At 72.6% G+C, this 22,823-nt stretch carries 8 protein-coding genes and 1 pseudogene; 1 reads left to right on the forward strand and 8 read right to left on the reverse strand.

Going from position 1 to position 22,823, the window contains the following annotated elements; all coding sequences use genetic code 11:
* A partial coding sequence (locus tag GWK61_RS21490; RefSeq protein WP_194910742.1) for an RsbRD N-terminal domain-containing protein occupies positions 1-952 on the reverse strand: 952 nt, incomplete at its 3' end.
* Positions 953-1,335: 383 nt separating this feature from the next.
* Here GWK61_RS21490 and GWK61_RS21495 point away from each other — a divergent pair.
* On the forward strand, positions 1,336-4,497 hold the full coding sequence (locus GWK61_RS21495; RefSeq protein ID WP_194910743.1) for a polyketide synthase: 3,162 nt from the start codon (positions 1,336-1,338) through the stop codon (positions 4,495-4,497).
* A gap of 53 nt (positions 4,498-4,550) precedes the next feature.
* Here the strand turns inward: GWK61_RS21495 and GWK61_RS21500 are convergent, their stop codons facing one another.
* From GWK61_RS21500 to GWK61_RS21530, 7 genes and pseudogenes are all read right to left on the reverse strand, one after another.
* Positions 4,551-5,327, reverse strand: a complete 777-nt coding sequence (locus GWK61_RS21500) for a thioesterase II family protein (RefSeq protein WP_323747678.1) — start codon at positions 5,325-5,327, stop codon at positions 4,551-4,553.
* A complete protein-coding gene (locus GWK61_RS21505) occupies positions 5,324-6,397 on the reverse strand; it encodes an HAD-IIIC family phosphatase (RefSeq protein WP_194910745.1) in 1,074 nt (357 codons plus the stop codon). Before GWK61_RS21505 ends, GWK61_RS21500 begins: the two co-directional genes overlap by 4 nt.
* Positions 6,394-7,617, reverse strand: coding sequence for an acyl-CoA dehydrogenase family protein (locus tag GWK61_RS21510; protein WP_194910754.1), 1,224 nt, complete (start codon positions 7,615-7,617; stop codon positions 6,394-6,396). The genes GWK61_RS21505 and GWK61_RS21510 overlap by 4 nt, the downstream gene beginning before the upstream one ends.
* Before the next feature lie 10 nt (positions 7,618-7,627).
* Positions 7,628-7,882, reverse strand: coding sequence for an acyl carrier protein (locus tag GWK61_RS21515; protein WP_194910756.1), 255 nt, complete (start codon positions 7,880-7,882; stop codon positions 7,628-7,630).
* 19 nt (positions 7,883-7,901) lie between these two features.
* Positions 7,902-8,747, reverse strand: a complete 846-nt coding sequence (locus tag GWK61_RS21520) for a 3-hydroxyacyl-CoA dehydrogenase family protein (protein ID WP_194910758.1) — start codon at positions 8,745-8,747, stop codon at positions 7,902-7,904.
* A gap of 77 nt (positions 8,748-8,824) precedes the next feature.
* The gene (locus GWK61_RS21525; RefSeq protein ID WP_194910759.1) at positions 8,825-17,344 is read right to left on the reverse strand and encodes a type I polyketide synthase; all 8,520 of its coding nucleotides are present in this window, start codon (positions 17,342-17,344) and stop codon (positions 8,825-8,827) included.
* Positions 17,345-17,383: 39 nt separating this feature from the next.
* Positions 17,384-22,810 (reverse strand): annotated as a pseudogene (locus GWK61_RS21530) (type I polyketide synthase); the annotation flags it as partial.
* Positions 22,811-22,823: the final 13 nt, after the last annotated feature.

Raw genomic sequence — 22,823 nt, forward strand, 5'->3', positions numbered from 1 at the left:
GGGGTGCCCATTGGTGGTGGTCGAAGACCGGACGGGGGGCGGCGGCGGTGCCGGTGCTGCCGAGGCCGACGCGGAGGGCGTCGAGGGCCTCGTTGTAGCTCAGGCGGGTTTGGCCGGCGTCGTCGGCGACGTGTCCCAGTCCGATGCCGGCGATCTGGGCTGCCGGTAGTGCGGCGAGGCTGCGGACCAGGTGGTCGCGGCCTCGGCCGGGCAGCTCGATGGCGGCGATGACGTTGCGGTGGCGTACGGTCCAGAACAGGGCGCCGGCGTGGTTCACCAGCAGCCTGCCGACCTCCTCCAGGTCGGCGAGGGGTGCGCTGCCCTGTACTTCGGCCACGGCCACGCAGTGCTTCGCGGCGAAGGCGTCGGCTCCGCGGTGGTGTTCGGTCAGGGTTCCGGCGAGGACCGCGTCGAACAGCTGGGTGCGGTGCCGCTGTTCCATGATCGGGCCGCCGCGGAGGGCCTGGTCGGCGTAGGCGGCGGCCACTTCGGTGCTGATCCGGTCGGCGAACTCGAGCACGAACGCCGCCATCGACGCCAGGTCGTGCTCGCTGGTCGTGCCGGCGACGGCGAGGGTCCCGGTGACCTCCCGCCAGAACACCTGGACGCCGACCCGGTAGGCGCGCAGCACCGCCTCGCGGTCGATGCCCTGCACGGCCCGGCGCCTGGCGCCCTCGATCATCGGCACGAAGTCCTCGTCGTGCAGTTCGCCGGTCTGCATCGCGTGCAGGCAACAGCGAACCGTCGCCGCCGACACCTCGCGCACGTCGTTGAGCAACGATTCATCGGTGATCTCGCGGTATTCGCCTATATAGACCTGATAAGCACGCACCATCTCATTTGCCAGCGCGTCGACGCGCTCCCGCAGGAGGGCCGCGACGCCCTCATGTCTTCCGATCGCCGGGCCCGGAGTCACGGCGCCGGTGTAAGCCTCTAACAGCCTGGGTTCCATCGCTGCCGCTCCTGGCACAACTGTCGGTGAGATTTCGATGGTTCTAACGCCTGGGTAACAGGGGAAGCGGTCAAGCCTCAAAGAACTCTCGGCGGTACACGGACAACGCAGCCGATCACGCAGGACCGTCCGCTCGCGACGTGCCGCGTTCGGAGTCCCACGCACGGTCATGAAACCACAAAGAAATATTAGTCAATACCGTATTTGTGCGGTCACGATCGCGGCCGGCCGTGGCTGCCGCCTCCGCAGCGCCCGTGGCAGCGATGTGCCCGCCACAACAGGCCACCGCGGGCCGCTTCCGGGCGCGGTGATCGCACGCGACGATCGTTGCGAGCCAGTCCGCACCGGAGTGCAAGCGGGAATCTTCACAGGGAGATCACACCTTGAAGATCCAAGGTATCGAAGACGAGGATCACGCCGAGCAGACCGAGGCGGACGCCGACTACGACTCGGCGGTCGCCCTGGTGGGCATGTCCGGGCGCTTCCCCGGCGCGTCCACGGTCGCGCAGCTGTGGGAGAACCTCACCCGCGGGGAGCTCGGCCTGCGCCCGATCGAGGACGAGGAGGCGATCGCGGCGGGTCTGGACCCGGCCGTGACCGCCGACCCGGGCTACGTGCGCGTCGGCGGGCCGGTCGCCGGGATCGAGCTGTTCGACGCCGCGGTCTTCGGCTTCACCGAACGGGAAGCCGAGATCATGGAGCCGCAGCACCGGCTCCTGCTCGAGTGCGCGTGGGAGGCGCTGGAGAGCGCCGGCTACCGCCCGACCGAGCCGGACGGCGTGGTGGGGATCTACGCGGGCTGCTCGTTCCCCGACTACATGCTGCGCAACCTGAGCCTGGCGAAGGACCCGGAGGCGGCGAAGTCCTTCGCGGCCGGCAACGAGCGCGACTCGCTGACCTCGCTGGTCAGCTACAAGCTGGGGCTGCGCGGGCCCGGCGTGACCGTGCAGAGCTTCTGCTCGACCTCCCTGGTCGCCGTGCACCTGGCCTGCCAGAGCCTGTTGACCTACGAGACCGACCTCGCGCTCGCCGGCGGCGCCTCGCTGCCGCTGCCACAACCGGCCGGCTACGTCTGCCGGCCCGACGGGATCCACTCGCCAGACGGCCGGATCCGTCCGTTCGACGCGGACGCGAACGGCACGGTCCCGGGCTCCGGGGTCGCCGTCGTGGCGCTCAAGCGGATGGCGGACGCGCTGGCCGACGGCGACGTCATCCACGCGGTGATCCGCGGATCCGCGGTGAACAACGACGGCCGCGACCGCGCCGGCTACAGCGCGCCGGGCGTCGATGGCCAGGCCGAGGTGATCGAGGCCGCGCTGGCCGTCGCCAGAATCAAACCCGAGTCGGTGGGCTACGTCGAATGCCACGCCGTCGGCACGCCGCTGGGCGACTCGATCGAGCTGGCCGCGCTCGGCCGGGTCTTCAGGGACCCGGCCGGAACCCGTGTCCTGGGCTCGGTGAAGCCGGCCGTCGGGCACCTCGACGCCGCGTCGGGTGTCACGGCCCTGATCCGTGCCGCGCTCTGCCTGCGGCACGCGCTGCTGCCCGCGATACCTGGCTTCCAGATGCCCAATCCGGCGTTGGCCGCAGCCGAAGGCCGGTTCACCGTGCTGACGCAGGACCGGCCCTGGCCGGCCGGCCCCGAGCCGCGCCGCGCCGGGGTCAGCTCCTTCGGCGTCGGCGGCACCAACGCGCACCTCGTCCTGGAGGAGGCACCCGCTCGCGAGCCACGCTCGGCGGCGCGCGCCGAGGGCCCGCAGCTGCTGGCCTTCTCCGCAGCGGACGAGCAGGCGCTGAACCAGCTGACCGAGCGGCTACGAGGCCACCTCCGGCGCGTCTCGGAGGGCCGCGAGGAATCGGTGAGCCTCGCGGACATCGCCTTCACGCTCCAGGTCTCGCGCGGGCGGTTCGCGCTGCGCCGGGCCGTGGTGTGCCGTGACCTCGACGACGCGATCGACGCTCTGGGCGACCCGACGAGGTGGATCGACGGCCTGACGCAGCGCCGCGACCCGCGGGTCCGCCTCGTCGTTCCCGAAGACCTTCCCGAGGCAGTGCGGACGGAACTCGGCGAGGAGATCGCCCGACTGGTTTCGACGAACACCGTCGAACTCGCGGTCAACCATGCGTCTTTGGTGCGCGAGGATTCCACGGAAACCGTCGAACTCGCGGCGGCCCCCGCGCCGGGCGGCGCGGCCGAGTGGATCGCGGCGGCGCTGAGCCGGCTGTGGCTCGCGGGATCGCAGATCGACTGGAAGGCGCTGCATCAGGGCGCTGGTCGGCGTGTCGAACTCCCCACGTATCCGTTCCAGCGCAAGCACCACTGGATCGACTGGACCGACGCCCGGACAGTCGCGGCGAGCAGCGACACCGACCTGCGGGTTCGTCCATACGTGTCGATCTGGCGCCCGCTCCCCCGGCCCGTCGCGGACCTCGACGCGCGCCTGCGCGCTGCGGGACCCTGGCTGCTGGTCGGCGGGGATCCCGTGATGAGGCCGCTGGAACGCAGACTGCTGATAGCGGGCGCCGAGGTCGTTCAACCCGAGGCGGATCTCAGGGATCTGATCGTCGCGCCGCTCATGTGTGTCATCCACCAAGCCGGAATCGACGGCGCGGTGAAGTTCGTGGACGCGATCCGCGAAGTACTCCCGGCGCCGACGCCCGGCCTGGTTTTCCTCACCTCACAAGCCGTCGGCGTGAGCGGCGCGGACCTGACACACCCGGAGCAGGCTCCGATCGGCGCGTTCGCGGCGCAGGTCAGCGGTCGTCACATCGACACCGACGCGCATGCCGACGTCGACCAGACGCTCGCGGCGATGGTGTACGGATACGAAGGCCCCACGGCTGTTCGCGGTGCCGACGTCTGGGTGCGCGACCACGAGCTCATCGACCTCGACGTTCCGAGTCGGCACCGATCCACATCGTTCAAAGACCAGATCGTTGTGATCACCGACGTCGAGAGCATCGACCTCCAGCCAGCCGAAGCCTCGGATGAAGAGGCCTGCCGCCTCATCGCGCTATGCCCTGATTCCGCGGACGGCGCTTTGCTCGCGGCTCGCGCACACGCCACTCGCCAGAGGGGACAAGGCAGATGGCTCACGCTGTCCTGGGACACATCAATCGTCGATGACGATGACCAGGAGTCCGCGCTGGCCATGGCTCTGAGCTTCGTCGAGGGCGCCGCAGCAGTCAGCGACCACGTGGCCCACATCGTCATCGCGAAGGGCTCACCGCAGCGCAAGCTCCTGTCACGCCCGGCCGAAACAGCCGCCGCCGGAGGCCGGGGTGCCCGGCCCGCTCTCGCGGTCACCTACGTCGAGCCCGACGCGGGACTCGAACGCGCGATCGCCGACGCCTGGATCCATGTTCTGAACGTGGAGCCCATCGGGGCCGACGACAACTTCTTCGAACTCGGGGGCAGGTCCATCACCGCGGTGCAGCTGGCCGCGAGCATCGGAGCCCAACAGTCCGTGACGCTGCCGGCCACGGCCGTCGTGGAGCACCCGACGGTGCGCACCCTCGCCTCCTCCATCCGCGACGCCGAATAGCCGATCGCCCGCATCCTCAACAGGATGCGGGCGATCGGCTGTTTCCCTCCGCCTCAACCGGCGAGCGCGCCGCAGATGAAGGAACGCGTCGTCTCAGCCTGCTCCAACACGGCGAAGTGGCCGCCGGAGAGCAGGTGCATCCGGAAGCTGCGGCTGGTGTGCCGGCCCCAGCCCCGCATCTTCGCGACGCTCGCCCGCGGGTCCGAAGTGGCGGCGATCGCCGTGATGGGCACGTCCAGCTGCGGCTGCGGCTGGTAGCCGTAGCTGTCACGGACCGTCAGGTCGCCGCGGAAGGGCGGCAGGATCAGGCGCCGGACCGAGCGGTCGGCCAGGATCGGCTCGGGAGTCCCGCCGAGGCGGCGGAGCAGGCCCACCACCTCGTCGTCGCTCATCTCCCACACGGGACGGTCGCTGTCGTCCCCACCCAGCACGTCCGGGGCGCCGCAACCGGAGACGATCAGGTGGACCGGCGCCGTACCCTCGCGGCGGCGGATCTCGCGGACCAGCTCGAAGCCGACCAGCGCGCCGAGGCTGTGGCCGTACACCGCGTAAGCCCCGCGGGCCGGCTGCTGCGCGAGTACCGCGTCCGCGAGCTCGTCCACCAGCGGCGCCATCTGCGTATAAGGAGCCTCCCTCATCCGCGTCTCCCTGCCGGGCAGCTGGATCGGCGCCACCGCGACCGTGCCGAGCTGCCCGGTCCACGACCGGTACACGGACGCCGACGCGCCCGCGTGCGGCAGGCAGTACAGGACGGTCTCGCCGTCCGGCACACCGAACGGCAGGCACGCGGCGGGGTCCACCGCCGCGTGCTCGACCGCGGCGACGCTCACTGCTCCACCTCCAGCACGACGTAGGCCGGCGGGTCCTGCAGCGCACTCGTGTCCGCGGCGAGCACCACGTGCGCGCCGTCCCTGGAGACCTCGCGGAATCCGCTGAACGCGTAGGTGATCTGCATCATCCGGTTGCGGCCGGTCTCCACGAAGTCGGCCAGCAGCCCGGCGCCGTCCGCGACGGCCCGGCCCATGATGTGGTTGAGCAGCACCGAGCCGACGCCGCGGGACATCACCCGGCAGGACATCAGCATCATGTTCAGCCGCCAGTCCGGCCGCCCCTTCTCCACCAGGGCCACCCCGATCTTGCCGTAGGAGCCGAACCGGTCGGTGAGCGAGGCGACGAGGAGCAGGTGGTCGGGCGACTCCCGGAGCGCGTCGAGCTCGTCGTAGGAGTACGTGCGGCCGGTCGCGTTGAGCTGGTTGGTACGGATCGTCAGCTCCTCGGCGCGCTGGAGGTCCTCGCGCCGCGCCGGGGCGATGGTGAACGTCATCCCCAGGCTGGCCAGGAACTGCTCGTCGGTGCCCTTGAAGTCGGACTCGATCTCCTCGCGCTGCAACTGGCTGCGGTACATGCCGCGGCGCTGCGCCGACTCGTCGGTGACGAACCGCGGGTGGAAGTCGGGCCGGTGCAGCACCTCGTCCACGTCGAGGACGTCGACGCAGGTAACCTCGGGCAGGGTGAACTCGACCTCGGCCCGCTCGAACTGCTGGTCGTCGACGAAGGCGAAGGCGTCGAGGCCCAGGTTGAGCCGGGTCGCGATGCGCCGGATCGACTCGGACTTGGCGTCCCAGCCGATCTGCGGGCACAGGAAGAGGTCTTCGATCCCGAACTCGCGCAGCTTCGCGGTGGCGAGTTCGGGGTCGTTCTTGCTGGAGATCGAGTGCAGCACGCCGAGGCCGTCGAGCCTGCGGATGTGCTCAACCATCGCGGGGCGCAGCCGGACCTGCTCGTCTTCGAGCAGGACGCCGTCCCACAGGGTGTGGTCCAGGTCCCAGACCACGCATTTGATCCGGCCCTGCACCGGTTTCACCGGCGCCGTGAGTCCAGGTTCCGTCGTCGTGCTCACCGTGCCCGCCCCTTGTTCGTCTCGGTCGTCGGCAGCCGGTCCCGATACGCCTCGCCGGCGATCGTGATCCGCTGGATCTCGTTGCTGCCTTCGATGATTTCCATAACCTTGGAATCCCGGTACAGCCGCGCGGCAGGGTGGCCGGGGCTGCAACCCAGCGCGCCGTGGATCTGCACGGCCTCGGAGGCGTGCCGGGCGGCGGCGGTGGAGGCGAAGTACTTCGCGATCCAGGTCGCCATGATCGTCGCCGGGTCCCCGGCGTCCTTGAGCCGGCCGGCCTCCGCGCACAGCAGCCGGGCCGCGCGCGCGTCGGTGACCATGTCGGAGAGCTTGGCCTGGATCAGCTGCAGGTCGCGCAGCTGCTGCCCGCCGACGGTGCGCCGGGACGCGTGCGCCGCGCTGAGGTCGATGCAGGCCTGGATGATGCCGACCGAACCGGAGGCGACAGAGAAACGTCCCAGGTCCAGCGTCCCGGTCAGCACCATGCCGGAGGCGAACGCGCCCGGGCCGAGCAGCGCGTCGGGTCCCAGGCACACGTCGGTGAGGCGCACCTCGGCGACCAGCGACGCGCGGGTGCCGAGCATGTCGTGGATCGGCGCCACCTCGACGCCCGGGGTGTCGCGCGGGACGAGCAGCGCGACGATGCTCTGCCCGGCCCTGGCGAAGACCAGGAACAGGTCGGCCCGCAGGCCGCCGGTGATCCAGGTCTTGACGCCGTTGAGGATCCAGCCGCCGCCGGGCCGCTCGGCGGCCGAGGCGGCGATGCCGGCCGCGTCGCTGCCGGCCCCCGGCTCGGACAGGCAGAAGGCGCCGAGGACGCGGCCGGCGGCCAGCCCGAGCGCCCAGCGCTCGAGCTGCTCGCGGCTGCCCCAGCGCTGGAGCGCCCAGGACACCATGGTGTGCACGGTCAGCAGGCTGCGCATCGAGGAGCAGCCCCGGCCGAACTCCTCGTGGATCTCGCCGAGCGTGGTCATCGCCAGGCCGCGGCCGCCGAACTCGGGGCTCAGGAACGGGGCCCAGAGCCCTTCGGCCGCCACCTGCTGGAGAAGGTCTTCGGGGATCGCCCCGAGGCGGTCGTACTCCTCGGCGTTCGGCACCACGTGCTTGTCGACGAACGCGCGGGCGCTGTCGCGGTCCGGCGCGGGCAGCGCGGCAGCGGTGGTTGTGGCGATCGGCTCAGTGGTGGCGGTGGCGATCGGCTCGATCAGGGCGGTGGTCATCCCGTGCCGCCTAACCGACCGGGGCGGGCGTGACGTGCCTGGCGACGAGCCCGGTCATCGCCGCGACCGTTCGGAAGTTGTCGATGCGCAGGTCCTCGTTGCCGATGGTGATGCCGAAGGTCTTCTCGATGTACATCACCAGCTCCATGGCGAACAGGGAATTGATGTAGCCGAGCGAGAAGATGTCCTCGGTCTCGGTGATGTCCGCCTCCGGAAAGCGCTCGCGGATGAAGCTCGTGATCTTCTCGGCGGTGTTCTCAGCCATGGTCGTCCCCTCGGTTGAGTCAGCTGGAGTAGGTGTAGAAGCCGCGGCCGGACTTGCGCCCGTGCAGCCCCGCGTCGGTCATCTGCTTGAGCAGCGGGCACGGCCGGTACTTGCTGTCGGCGTAGTGCTGGTAGAGCACTTCGACGCTGTAGAGGATGGTGTCCACGCCGATCAGGTCCGCGGTCTGCAGCGGGCCCATCGGGTGGCCGAAGCAGCCGCGGAACACCTCGTCGACCTGCGCCGCGGTCGCGACGCCCTCGTAAACCAGGAACGCCGCCTCGTTGACGGTGAGCATCAGCACCCGGTTGGAGACGAAGCCGCTGGAGTCCTTGACCTCGACCGGCTTCTTGCCCATGCCCGCGAGCAGTTCGCGGGTGAGCTCCAGGGTGCGCGGCGAGGTGTGCACGCCCGGGATCAGCTCCACCACCGGCTTGGACGGCACCGGGTTCATGAAGTGCACGCCGACGACCCGCTCCGGGTGCCGGCCGACCGAGGCGATCCGGGTGATCGGGATGGCCGAGGTGTTGGCGACGAACACGGTCTCCGGGCCGCACACCTCGTCGAGCCGCCGGTGCACGGCCTGCTTGGCCTCCCAGTCCTCGGTCACGTTCTCGATCACGAACTCGGCCTTGGCCAGCGCCTCGACGCCGACCTCGCAGGTGATCCGGGCGAGCACCTCGTCCGGGTCCAGGGCCGGGCCGCCCATCAGCTGGCTCAGCCGGCAGTTGCGGACGATCTCGGCGCGGGCCGCGGCCAGCGTCTGCTCGTCCAGGTCGACCAGGACGACGTCGTATCCGTCCTGGGCGAGGTTCTGGGCCACTCCGACGCCCATGACGCCGGCGCCGACGACTCCGACTACGGTCACAGTTCTCTCCTTCGCGGGTGCGCTTCAGGGGTGTGCGTTCGCTCGCGTTTGCTCGCGTGTGCTTGCTGGTGTGCGCCTCAGCCGCGCCGGCGGCGGGCCGCGGCGGCCTTGAGTCCGGATCTGCGGAGCTCGGCGAGCTCCCGGGCCTCCCGGACCTCACGGACCTCGCCGCCGCGCTCGGGCGGCGTGTCCTCGGCGGTGCCCGCGGCGATCCTGGCCAGGGCGGCGACCGTCGGGGCCTCGTGCAGGATGTGCGGCGGCAGGTGCGCGCCGGGGAACTCGCGCTGCACCGCGGCCAGCAGGGTGATGCCGAGCAGCGAGCTGCCGCCGAGCTCGAAGAAGTTGTCGAGCACGCCGATCCGGTCGACCTTGAGCGCGGCGCCCCAGATCCCGGCGATGCTCCGCTCGGCCTCGGTCGACGGCTCCTGATAGGCGGTGACCAGCTCGGGGCGCGGGTGCCGGGTCTGGTCGGCGCCCTCGGCGGGGGCCGGGGCGGTGAACAGGTCCACGGTGAACGAGCGGCCCCAGCGCACCATCGTCGGCAGGTCCTGGGTGCTGACCACGACCCGCGGCTCGCCGGCGGCCAGCGCCCGCAGCAGCATCCGCCAGCCCTCGTCGAAGGTGAGGCCGAAGGCGTCGCGGTGCTTGCGCAGGAAGGCCCGCGTCGCGTCGTCGACGCCGTTCAGGCCGCCTTCCCAGGCGTTCCACGCCCACTCGCCCCAGTCCACCGAGACCACCCGGCGGCCGGTGGCGGCGAGCTTGGCCGCGTAGCCGTCGAGGTAGCTGTTGGCCGCGCAGTAGTCGACCTGGCCGGGGCCGCCGCCGGTGCTGGAGACGATCGAGGAGAACAGGACCAGGAAGTCCAGCGGCACCTCGTCGGGCCGGTCCAGGCGCAGCGCCTCGGCCAGGGCCCCGACCCCGTCGATCTTGGGGGCGAGCACCACGTCGCTGTCGCCGGGCCCCTTGAACTGCATCAGGCCGATCCCGGGCACGCCGGCGGCGTGCAGGACGCCGTGCAGGGCGCCGAAGCGCCGCTGCGCGAGTTCGACGGCGCGGCGCACATCAGCGGGGTCCGCGACGTCGCCGACCGCGATCTCGACCTCGCCGCCGTGGGCGAGCAGATCGCGGACCCGCTCGACCCGGCCGCGCAGCACCGGGTCGGCGGCCTGCGCGCCGGAGACGACCGCGTCCCACTGCTCGCGCGGCGGCAGGCCGCTGCGGCCCAGCAGGACGAGCTTCGCGCCGCAGGCCCGCACCAGGCGCTCGGCCATCGCCAGGCCGATGCCGCCGAGGCCGCCGGTGATCAGGTACACGCCGCCGGGCCGCAGGGCCTGGCCGGCCTCGTCGAGGTCCGCGGGCACCACCGCCTCGAAACCGCCGAGCCAGCGCCGGGTCCCGCGGATCGCGACGGGCGTCTCGGCGCGTTCCCGGCGCAGCTCGGCGGCGATCGCCGCGGCGTCGGTGGCCGGTTCGGCGTCGATGAGCCGCGCGGAGATCGACGGGTACTCCAGCGGGATCACCAGCGCGGGTCCGAGCAGCGCGGCCGCGACGGGCCGGACCTCGGAGCCGTCGAGCACGGAGAAGGCCCCGGCGCTCACGATGTCCAGCGCCCAGTGCGTCGATCCGGCCTCGCCGGCGGCGCGGCACAGCGCGACGAGCGAGTGCAGGCCGAGGGAGAGCGCGGTCTTCTCGTTCAGTTCGGAGCACTCGTCCAGGGCCCACAGGTGCACGACCCGCTCCAGGCCGATCTCTTTGCGACGCAGGTCTTCGAGCATCGCGAGGATGTCCTCGCTGCTGCCCGGCCGCACGGTGTAGCCGCCGTCGGGCCCGGCCGCGTACCCGTCGCCGGGCCGCACCTCGGTCACCACAGCACCGCTCACCGAGGCGGCGGAACGCAGGTCGTCGAGGACTTGCTCAGCGAGTCCGTCGCGCGCGAACACCAGCCAGGAAGCGGGCTGCACGGCGGCCGGCGGCGCGGCCGGGATCTGCCGCCAGACCGGCACGTTCAGCCACTGCTCCTCGGGCAGCTTGGGCAGTAGATCGAGGTCTTCCAGGCGGGTCGCCTCGAAGGGCACGGCGGATGCGGCGGCGGCCCGGTGCGAGCGTGCGGTCCCGGTCGGCTCGATCCAGTGGCGCTGGCGCTGGAAGGGGTAGGTCGGCAGCGGGATACGGCCAGGAGCGTCAACAGGAAGGACCGTGCCTTCCCGCACCTCGCGGCCGTGGTAGGCGTCCCAGTCGATCTCGACGCCGGCCAGCCAGAGCCGTGCGACGCCCTCGCTCAGCGTCTCGTCGCAGGCGCTCGGGTCGCTCGCGGCCGGGAGCGTCGCGCAGATCAGCGGCCAGCGCTCGGGCGGGCAGCCGGCCGCGCGCATCAGGGTGCCCAGAGACCGGCCGGGGCCGATCTCGACGACGGCGAGGTCCGGATCGGCCAGGAGCGCGCCGGCGGCGTCGGAGAACCGGACGGTCGCGCACATGTGCCGGGCCCAGTAGCCCGGGTCGCACACCAGCTCCGCCTCGGCCGGCCCGCCGGTGACGTTGGACAGGTACGGCAGCTCCGGCGCGTTGAGCGTGACGTTCGCGGCGACCCACGCCGTGAGGTCCTTGGCGAGCGGCGCGAGCATCCGGGAGTGGAAAGCATGCGTGGTCTGCAACGGCCGGCCCGGGATCTCCTGCTCCCGCAGCCGGGCGATCAGCGTGTCGAGCGCGTCGGCGGGTCCGGCGACGACGGTCGTGGCGGGGCCGTTGACCGCGGCGATGTCCAGGCCGAGCTCGTCGAGCGCGAACCGGTTGCGCAGCTCGTCGGCGGAGAGCGGGACGGCGGCCATCGCACCGCGCTCGGCGGTGCCGATCAAGGCGGCCCGATAGGCGACCAGGGCGATCGCGTCCTCCAGCGAGAGCACGCCCGCCAGGCAGGCGGCGACGTACTCGCCGAGGCTGTAGCCGAGCATCGCCGTCGGTTGCACGCCCCACCGCATCAGCGTTCCGGCGATCGCGTAGTCGACGGCGAACATCAGAGGCTGGATGATCTCGGTGCGTTCCAGAGCCTCGACCCGAGGGTCCGCGGCGCCGCGCCGGCCGAGCAGCGCGGCCAGGTCGCCTCCGGCGCCGCCACGGGCCCCGGTAAGCAGGTCGAGCAGATCGGCGTCGAGCTGGCCGTGCGCGGTCAGGGCCTTGCCGACCAGGGCGAGGCATTCGTCCAGCCGCTCGCGGAAGACCGGCTCGCGGCGGTAGAGCTCGCCGACCATGCCCGGGTACTGCTCACCGACCCCGGCGAACAGGAACGCGACGGGGCGCTGCTGCGTCGAGTCGGTGCGGCGCATCGGCGGACGCGCGGCGCCGGGGTCGGTGAGCGAGGTGATGGCGTCATCGACCCCTGACACCACAGCGACCCGGCGGTGCTCGAAGGTGCGGCGCCCGGACTGGAGCGTGTACGCGGCGTCGACCAGGCGGGTGCCCGGATTCGCGCCGAGGTGTTCGCCGAGCTGCCGGCAGGCGGCGTCCGCGGCGTCGCCGGTGCGCGCCGAGACCGGCAGGATCTGCACCCGGCGGCTCACGGCCGGATCCGGGTCCTGATACCCCGGGCCGTCGGCCCCGCGCTGCGGCGGCTCCTCGACGATCATGTGCACGTTGGTGCCTCCCATGCCGAGCGAGTTCAGGCCTGCGATGCGCGGGCCGTCACCGGCCGCGCGGGAATCGACTCCCCCGATGGGCCACGGTTGGAGGTCCGCGGCGACGTAGAAGGGGCTGTCGGCGAAGTCGATGCCGGGGTTGGGGCTGGTGTAGTGCAGCGTCGGCGGGATGACCTGCTCGCGCACCACCATCGCGGTCTTGATCAGCCCGGCCGCGCCGGCCGCCCGGTCCAGGTGGCCGACGTTGGTCTTGAGCGAACCGATCGCGCAGTACTGCCGCCGCGTGGTCGGGCCGTAGGCGCGGGTCAGCGCGGCCACCTCGATCGGGTCGCCCAGCACGGTTCCGGTGCCGTGCGCCTCGACGTAGCCGATCTCCTCCGGCGTGACGCCCGCGTCGGCCATGGCCGCGGCCACCACCCGGGACTGGCCGACGACGCTCGGGGCGGTGTAGCCGACCTTGAGCGTGCCGTCGTTGTTCATCGCCGAGCCGCGGATGACGCCCCAGACGTGGTCGCCGTCGCGCAGGGCGTCGGACAGCCGCTTGAGGGCGACCACCGCGGCGCCGTCGCCGAACATGCTGCCGCGCGCCTCGGCGTCGAAGGTGCGCACGTGGCCGTCGGGCGACTCCATGCCGCCGGGCACGTAGAGATGGCCCGACTTGTCAGGGATCCGGATCGAGACGCCGCCGGCCAAAGCCATGTCGCAGTCACCGGCACGCAGGCTCTGCACCGCGAGGTGGGCCGCCACCAGCGAGGTGGAGCAGAAGGTCTGCACCGCGACGCTGGGGCCGTGCAGGTCGAGCAGGTACGACACGACCGTGGTCAGCGCGTCCTTCTCGTTGCCCATGGCGAGTTCGAAGATGCTCACGCCGTCGGCTTCGAGCTGTTCCTGGATGCCGTGCAGGTAGGTGCTCAGGTGCGTGCCGCCGAAGACGCCGACCCTGCCGCGGCTCTCGTCGGCTCGGGCGTAGCCGGCCTGCTCCAGGGCCTCCCAGCAGACTTCGAGGAAGAGCCGCTGCTGGGGATCGGTGATCGCGGCCTGCCGGGGGCTGATGCCGAAGAACGCGGCGTCGAAGCCTGCGATGTCCTCCAGGACGGGTCGAGCCAGCACGTAGGAGGGGTCGTCGACGAGCTCCGCGGCGACACCGGCGGCGATCAGCTCCTCGCGGTCGAAGAAGGAGATCGACTCCACGCCGCCGCACAGGTTGTTCCAGAACGTCTCCACGTCGCCGGCGCCGGGGAAGCGGCCGGCCATGCCGACGATGGCGACGCGGCGGTCCGCTTCGGTCGGCTCGACAACCGGCGCGGTGGGTGCCGCCGAGGGCTGCCGAATCGGTTCGATGACCGGGAGCGGGCGTGGGGTCGGTGCGAGCCGCGGAGGCTGTGCGGGCTGCGAGACGACGGGAGACGCCGGCGCGTGCGGGATCGGTATCTGATCCTGGGTGTTCTGGGGTGACTCAATGTTCTGTGTCGGCTCGGTGCGCGGCGCGGCTGCTTCCGAAGCACTGTTCCGGGTACCGCGCTCGTCGACCACGGCCGCCAGCGAGCGCACCGTCGGCGCCTCGAACAGCGCCACCGTGGGCAGCAGGACCGCGCAGCGCTCGTTGACCGCGGCGAGCAGACCGGGCACGACGAGCGAGGTGCCGCCGAGGTCGAAGAAGTTGTCCCCCATGCCGACCGGCTCGACGCCGAGTTCTTCGCTCCACAGTTCGGCGATCGTGCGCTCGGTCGCGGTGCGCGGCGGGGCGTAGGGCTGCGGCAGGTCGGGCCGGGGGTGGCGGATCGTCGTGCGGGCGCGCGCCGGGGCGGCCGCGGCCGAGGCGGCCCGGGAGGCGGGGCGCGGCAGCCGGTCGCCGAGGCCGCCCGCGGCGATCACGATCGGGCTCGTGCCGTGGCCGACGGCCCGGTCGAAGGCGGTCAGCGCTTCCTCGTCGCTCATCGAGTGCGCGACCAGGCTGGCGCCGATGCCGCCGCTCAGCCGGCCGAGCGTGCAGGCCCAGGTGTCCCAGACCGCTGATATCCACCGGGTCGGGCCGTGGTCGTTCCCGGTCTGCGCGATCGCGCCGAGCGCGGCGTTCGCGGCCGCGTAGGCGCCGAACGTCACGCCGCCGAGCAGCGCGGAGGTCGAGGAGAAGAGCATGCACCAGTCCGGGGACCGGTCCCGGCCCAGCTCGGCGACGACGCCGGCCAGGACGCGGGCGCCCTCGACCTTCGCGCCGAAGTGCCGCGCGGCGGACTCACGGTCCAGGTCCCGGAGCGGGCGGAAGGTGTCCTGGGCGGCGTCCGCGGCGGCGTGCACCACGCCGTCGATCCGGCGACCGGCGGAGGTGAACAGCTCGCGCATCGCCGCCGGGTCGGTGACGTCCACGCGCGGAGCGGCGATCTTCGCGCCGAGCCCACGCAGCCGCCGGACGGCGACGGCGCGCGGGTCCTGCGGATCGGCGGGCTCGCCACTGCGGCTGGTCAGCAGGATTTCATCAGCACCCTGGCGCACCAGGTGCTCGGCGATGACGAGGCCGATCTCGCCGAGTCCGCCGGTGATCAGATAGGTGCCGCCTGCTCGTACGACCGGCAGCGTCGGCGCGGAGGGCACGGCCGCGTACACAGGAGCGTATCGGCGATCGGCGCGATATGCGCTGATGACCGAATGAGAAGGCTGATGAAGCTCGGCGACTATCGCCTTTGCCGCGGCCTGCGCGCTGTATGCCAGGTCGAGGTCGACACTGCGGCAGTCGAGGTGCGGATACTCCTGGTTCGCCACGATCGGCAGGACGGCGACTGCGGCCTGCGTCGCCGACATTACGTCTGCGGGCAGTACGGCGTGCGCGGCACGGGTCACGATGAGAACTCGGGCCGGGCCGGAACGCTCACCCCACGTCGCGATCGCATTCGCGACGGAGACGACCGCGTCGGTCTCGTCCTGCGATGCGAGGTGGACGATCGTCGTGGGGATACCCGAGGGGTCGGACTCGGAATCGGCGAATACGACCTCTGCGCCACTCACGCCTAGCAGGTCGGCAAGCGCCTCGGCGACGCCGGAAGCATCGCGGTAGAGCATGTAGCGTCCGGGGTGCGGCGCGTCACTGCCGGATGGGGATTCGACCGCGTCCCAGCTCTGAGTGAGCAGCTCGACTCGGTCGGTTCCGGGCACGTCCACCCAGTACCGCTCGCGCTGGAACGGATAGGTCGGCAGAGACACAGGCTGGCGCGCGCCGGTGTCCAGCGCAGACCAATCCACACCGCCGCCGAGTTCCCAGAGCTGCCCTGCCTGCTGGGCCGAGCCCGCGTTCGCAGTACCCGGGAACACGAACTCCTCGCGCGGGGGGTTCTTCAGGCGGCGTGCGCCGGGCACCTCAGCAGCAGCAGCCAGCTTGGCAGCCGCGTCCTGAAGGCTCGTGGCGACGATCGCGCGCCGGAAGTCGAGCTCGGTCCGTCCGGTCCGCAACGTGTACGCGACCTCGGCGAGGCTCACGTCTCCAGCGTTGCCCAGATAGTCGGCGAGGCGCTTCAGGGAAATGCTGAGCGCGTCGGGCGACGCCGCCGAGACCATCAGCAGCTCCGGCCGGGTGATCTCCGTGTCCTGCGACGGCTCGGCCTCAACCGCCGGCGCCGCCTCCAGGATCGCGTGCGCGTTGGTCCCCGACCAGCCGAACGAGCTGACCCCGGCCACCAGCGGCCGCTCGCCGCCGGGCAGGTCCTGCGGCGCCGCGCACGGCTGGACCGCCGTGCTCGCCAGCACGGCCTCGGCCGGTTCGGTCAGGTTGAGGTTCGCCGGGGCCCGGCCGTGTTCGAGCACGAGCACGGTCTTGATCAGACCGGCCATGCCCGCCGCGGCCTGGGTGTGGCCGATGTTCGTCTTCACCGCGCCGATCGGCAGCGGCGCGGCGCGGCCGCCGAACACCTCGCCCAGCGCGCCGAGTTCGATCTCGTCGCCGAGCGGGGTGCCCGAACCGTGCGCCTCGACGTAGCTCAGGTCCGCGGGGTCGGCCTGGGCGGCGGCCAGGGCGCGGCGGATGACGTCCACCTGCGCGCCGCGGTTCGGCGCCGTCAGGCCGTTGCTGCGGCCGTCCTGGTTCACCGCCGAGCCGCGGACCACCGCGTGGATGCGGCGGCCCTTGCGCAGCGCGTCGGACAGGCGCTCCAGCACGACCAGGCCGCCGCCCTCGCCGAGCACGTAGCCGTCGGCGCCCGCGTCGAAGGTGCGGCACTGGCCCGACCGGGAGAACATCGAGGTCGCGCATCCGTGCACGTACATGTCCGGGTGCAGGGCCAGGAACACGCCGCCGACCAGGGCGGTGTCGCACTCCCCGCGGCGCAGCGCCTCGCTCGCGAGGTGCACGGCGACCAGCGAGGAGGAGCAGGCGGTGTCCAGCGCGAGCGTCGGGCCGCGCAGGTCGAAGTGGTAGGCCAGGCGGCCGGCCACGACGCTCGGCGAGGAGCCCTGTCCGGTGTAGGGGTCGGTGAAGACCTCGGGTCCGACCCGCTCGTCCTCGATCCGGCCGTACTGGAAGACGTCGGAGAAGCCGACGATCACGGCGGTCCGGGTGCCGGCCAGGCTCGCGGCCGGGGCGCCGGCGTCCTCCATGCCCTCCCAGGCCAGCTCCATGAGCAGCCGCTGCTGCGGGTCCATGCGCAGCGCCTCACGCGGCGGGAAGCCGAAGAAGCGCGCGTCCCAGCGGGTGACGTCCTCGACGAACGCCCCGCGCCGGGTGTAGACGCCGAGCGCGTCGGCCTCGGGGCCGAGCTCGAAGCGTCCATCCGGGACGCCGTCCAGGACGCCCGAGCGCCCCTCACTCAACAGCCGCCAGTACTCCGGCACCGACGGCGCGCCGGGGAACCGGCAGGACATGCCGACGATCGCGATCGGCTCGCGGCGGCCGGCGTCGGCCTCGGCCAGCCGGCGGCGCGCGTCGGCCAGGTCGACCGTCGCGCGCTTGAGATATTCGCGGAGCTTGTCCTCGGTGGCCATGCAAGAACCCCTGTCGTGATCGGTGCCGACTAGCCGGCTCTAGAGCTGTCCGTCGATGAACGCGAAGATCTCCTCGTCGGAGGCCTCGCCGAGCCGGGCCGCCGGGGCGTCCGGCTCCAGCGCTTCCAGCGGCGCGGCCCCGGTGGCCCGGAGCAGCGCCTGAAGCGAAGCCGCGGCCAGCTCCCGCGCGGCGGCGTCGAGCTCGGGCGCCTGGAGCAGGCCCCCGACCTCGGCCAGGGCCGCGCGCAGCCGGTCCGGCACGCTCGGCGCCGTGCCGACGACCAGGCCGAACAAGTGCTCGGAGAGCCGGGTCACGCTCGGGTGGTCGAACACCGCCGTGGCCGGCAGCCGCAGCCCGGCGTCGGCGTTGAGGCGGTTGCGGAAGTCCACCGCGGTCAGCGAGTCGAAGCCGAGCTCGCTGAACGACGTGCCGACGTCGACGGCTGCGGCCGAGCCGTGCGAGAGCACCGCGGCCGCGTGTCCCTGGACCAGTTCGGTGATCTTCTCGCGCGCCACCTCCTCGGGGAGCCCGGCGAGCCGGTCGGCGAGCGGGGCTCCGCCGCGCGCGGCCGGGGCCGCGGCAGACGCACCGCGCGGGCGCGGAGTGGCGCGCACGAGGGCACGCAGCATCCCGGAAAGCTCCTCGCCGCTCTCGACGCGGGCGCGCAGGCCCGCGGTGTTCCACCGCGAGGCGACGACCAGCGGCGGCGCGGCGGCGTCGCCGAGCGCGGCGTCGAACAGCGCCAAGCCCTGCTCAGCGCTGAGCCCTGATATCCCGATGCGGGCCAGCCGAGCCTCGTCGGCCGCGGTCAGCCCGGCGCCCATGCCGGAGGCCGTGGCCCACAGGCCCCACGCGACCGAGACGGCGGGCAGGCCGAGCGAGCGCCGCAGCACGGCGAGCGCGTCCAGGAAGGTGTTGGCTGCCGCGTAGTTTCCCTGCCCGGCGTTGCCGATCACCCCGGCGATCGAGGAGAAGAGCACGAACATGCGCAGCGGCTGGTCGAGGGTGAGCTCGTGCAGCAGCCATCCGGCGTCGACCTTGGGGCGGAAGACCTTCTCGATCCGCTCCGGCGACAGGCCTTCGAGCGTCGCGTCGTCCAAGACGCCGGCGGCGTGGACGACGCCGATCAGCGGGCGGTCGGCGGGTATCGAGGCGAGCAGCGCGGTCAGCGCGGCGCGGTCGGCGACGTCGCAGGCCTCGAACCGCGCCTGGGTTCCGTGCCCCTTCAGGCGTGCGGTCAGCTCCGCGGCCCCTTCGGCTGCCGCGCCACGACGCGAGACGAGCAGCAGGTGCCGGGCGCCGTGACGTTCGGCCAGCCGCTCGGCGATCAGCGCGCCCAGCTCGCCGGTCGCTCCGGTGACGAGCACGGTTCCGTCGGACAGCTCGACCGGCTCGGCGAGGACCGGCGTCCGGCGCGTCACGCGGGGAACCAGGGTTCTGCCGTCGCGGATGAGGCACTGGTCCTCGCCGGCGGCCACCACCGCGGCCACCCGGGCTGGCGTCGTCGCGTCCAAGTCGCCGCCGACCAGGATGAAGCGGCCGGGGTTCTCGATCTGCGCGGCGCGGACCAGGCCCCAGGCGACTGCGGTCGCGGGCACATCCGGGTCCGCGACCACGACGAGCCGGGCTCCGGCGTCGCGCGGTTCGGCGGTCCAGGCGCGCAGGGCATCGAGCACTTCGCGGAAGACGGTGCGGGCTCCGGTGATCGGGTGCGTCGCAGGGTCGGCGATCGACACCCACTGCGACCCGTCTGCGAGCCCTGCCGGGGTGTGCTCCGTCCGGGGGGCGTGCTCGATCCAGTCGACGCCGCAATAGCCGGCCGGGCCGGAGCCGCCGGGAAGCGCGGCGGCCGTCAGGGCTCTGACCCGCATCTCGCCGATGGTGAGCACCGGCAGGCCAGCGCTGTCGGCGACGTCGAGCAAGAGTCGATCGTCCCCCGTGGTGCGGATCCGGACACGGATGCCGGTGGCTCCGGTCGCGTGCAGGCGGACGTCGTGGAACGCGAAGGGCACGCGCAGCTCGGCGGTGCCGCTCTCGGCGATGTAGGGGTGGAAAGAAGTATCCAGCAGCGCCGGATGCAGTCCGAAGCCGGTGGTGTCAGCCTCCTGCGGAAGCTCGGCCTCGACGTAGAGGTCGTCGCCGAGCCGCCAGGCCGCGACGACGCCGCGGAAGGCCGGGCCATAGGCGTAACCGAGGTCCGCCAGCCGCTCGTAGGCGTCGTCGAAGTCGATCGGCGCCGCGTTCACGGGCGGCCAGGACGCGGCCCAGCCCGTGTCCGGGGCCGCGGATCCGGCCGATCCGGCAGACCCGGCCGAGTCCAGGCGCGCGGAGGCGTGGCAGGTCCACTCGGCGTCGTCTTCGGCGCGGGCGAACACGCGGACCGAGCCGTCTGCGGGATTCGCGACCGCCTGCAACGCCAGCGCGCCCTCGGCGGGCAACACCAGCGGCGCCTCGAAGGCGAGCTCTGCAACGGTCTCAAAGCCAGCCTGGCGACCGATTTCGATCACGAGGTCAAGCACCGCGGCGCCGGGCACGACCACGGAGCCGGCCACCGCGTGATCGGCCAGCCAGGGCAGGTCGGCGAGGCTGGCCCGGCCGGTGGCGACCAGCGGGCCGCCCTCGGCCACATCCAGAGCGGCGCTCAGCAGCGGATGGTCGATTGCACGCAGGCCAGCCTTGGCGACGTCGGCGGGCACGGTCGGCGGCAGCAGCCAGTAGTTCTCGCGCTCGAAGGCGTAGGTCGGCAGTTCGACGACACGGCCGCCCTCGGTGAGCGCGGTCCAGTCGACGTTCAGACCGGCGGCGAAGGCCGCGCCGAGGCCGAGGACGAATCCGTCGAGTTCGGGCAGCCGCTTGCCAGCAGTGGAGGTCACCGGCGTGTCTGCGGCGGCAAGGCAGGATCGGATCATGGCGGAGAGCACCGGCTGCGGGCCGATCTCCAGATAGGCGCCGATGCCGGCGGACTCCAGCCGACCGATCATCGGGGCGAAGCCGACGGCCTCGCGAGCCTGGTCGGTCCAGTAGGACGGCTCGCTCCAGGAACGCTCGGGGCCGAGGTCGGTCTGCACTGCGATCTTCGGAGCGTGGAAGGTCATGGTCGCCAGATGCGCGGCAAGGTCGGCGAGCATCGGCTCCATCAGCGGCGAGTGGAACGCGTGGCTGACGGTGAGCCTGCGGACCCGCCGGCCCCGCTGTTCGAACTGCGCCGCGAGAGCGAGGCAGGCCTCTTCCTCGCCGGAGATCACCACGTCGGCCGGGCCGTTGACCGCAGCGATGCCGACCCGGCCCGCGAGCAGCGGCAGTACCTCCTCCGGGGTGGCTGAGATCGCCACCATCGCGCCGCGCTCGGTCAGGGCCTGCATCAGCCGGCCCCGCACCACGACGAACCGGGCCGCGTCGGGCAGATCCCAGACCCCTGCGACGTGCGCCGCTGCGATCTCGCCGACGGAGTGGCCGGCCACGACGTCCGGCTCCAGGCCGAGCGAAGCCAGCAGCCGGAACGCGGCGACCTGGTAGGCGAACAGGGCCGGTTGGGTGTACTCGGTCTCGTTCAGCGCGGCCGCGTCCGGGGTGTCCGGCTCAGCCCACATCACCGCGCGCAGCGGACGCTCCAGGTGCGCGTCGAGCGCGTCGCAGGCTTCGTCGAAGGCCGCCGCGAATACCGGGAACGCGCGGTGCAGGTCGCGGCCCATCCCGGGGCGCTGGCTGCCCTGTCCGCTGAAGACGAACGCCGCGCGTGCACCGGACTCAGCCGTGCCGAGCGCGACCGGCGCGTCGTCCCGGCCGGCGATGAGGGCGTCGAGCCCGGCGAGCAGCCGGTCCCGGTCGGCGCCGACCACGACGGCGCGGTGGTCGAAGCGGGAGCGGGTGGTCGCCAGCGAACGGGCGACGTCGACGGGGCGGATCGCCTCGCCGGTCCGCTCAGCCCGCACCCACGCGCGCAGCCGGCGGGCCTGGCCTTCGAGCGCCGCGCGGCTGCGGGCGCTGAGCATCCAGGCCTGCGGCAGCGGCAGCGGCAGCGGTTCGGGACCGGGCTGTGTCTTGGGTGCGAGCTGCGCCTCGGGTGCGGGCTCGCGCGCGATTTGCGGCTCGTCCGCGGCGTCCGGCTCCTCAAGGATCACGTGCGTGTTCGTGCCGCTGATCCCGAAGGAGGACACCGCGGCCCGGCGCGGCCGGTCTCCGGCGTGCTCCCAGGCACGCGGCTCGGTCAGCAGCCGGACCGTGCCGGCCGACCAGTCGACGTGCGGAGTCGGCTCGGTGACGTTGATCGTGCGCGGCAGCACGCCGTTGCGCATCGCCATCAGCATCTTGATCACGCCGGCCACGCCCGCGGCGGCCTGCGCGTGGCCCAGGTTCGACTTCAGCGAGCCGAGCCACAGCGGCCGGTCCTCGGGGCGGTCGCGGCCGTAGGTCGCGATCAGCGCCTGCGCCTCGATCGGGTCGCCGAGCTGGGTGCCGGTGCCGTGCGCGTCCACGGCGTCCACGTCGCGCGGGTCGAGCCGGGCGTCGGCGAGCGCCTGGCGGATGACCGCCTCCTGCGCCGGGCCGTTGGGCGCGGTCTGGCCGTTGCTCGCGCCGTCCTGGTTGACGGCAGTGCCGCGGATCAGGCCGTAGATGCGCCGGCCGTTGCGCCGGGCATCGGAGAGGCGTTCCAGGACGAGCACGCCGACGCCCTCGGCCCAGGAGGTGCCGTCGGCGTCCGCGGAGAAGGACTTGCACCGGCCGTCGGCGGCCAGGCCGCGCTGCCGGGAGAACTCGACGAACAGCGTCGGGGTGGGCATCACGGTCTGGCCGCCGGCCAGCGCCAGGGTGCACTCGCCGCTGCGCAGGGACCGGACGGCCTGGTGCACGGCCACCAGCGAGGAGGAGCAGGCCGTGTCGACGGTGATCGAGGGGCCCTCGAAGCCGAAGGTGTAGGAGACCCGGCCGGACAGCATGCTGCCGGTGCTCGACACGGCCAGCAGGCCCTCAAGCGCCGGAGGGCTCGCGGCGAGGAAGCGCGTGGAGTAGTAGTCGTACATCTGCCCGGCCCAGACGCCGGTCCGGCTGCCGCGCAGCGCGGTCGGGTCGAACCCGCCGCGCTCGAAGGCCTCCCAGGCGCAGGTCAGGAAGAGGCGGTGGCCGGGGTCGGTGCCGAGGGCGTTGCGCGGGCTCATCCGGAAGAACGCGGCGTCGAACTCGCCGGCCGCCTCCAGGAAGCCGCCTCGGCGGGAGTAGGAGGTGCCGATCGCCTCGGGATCGGGGTCGTAGAGCGCCTCGGTGTCCCAGCCGCGATCGCCGGGGAACTCCGAGGTCGCGTCGCGGCCCTCGTCGACCAGGCGCCACAGGCCCTCGGGGGTGTCGACCCCGCCGGGGTAGCGGCAGGCCATCCCGACGATCGCGACGGGCTCGTGGCGGCGGGCGTCGGCGTCGGCCATCCGGCTCTTGGCGTCCGCCAGATCCGCGGTCACCTTCTTGAGGTACTCCCGCAGTCTGTCT

Source organism: Catenulispora rubra (assembly GCF_015356825.1).
Classification (GTDB): domain Bacteria; phylum Actinomycetota; class Actinomycetes; order Streptomycetales; family Catenulisporaceae; genus Catenulispora; species Catenulispora rubra.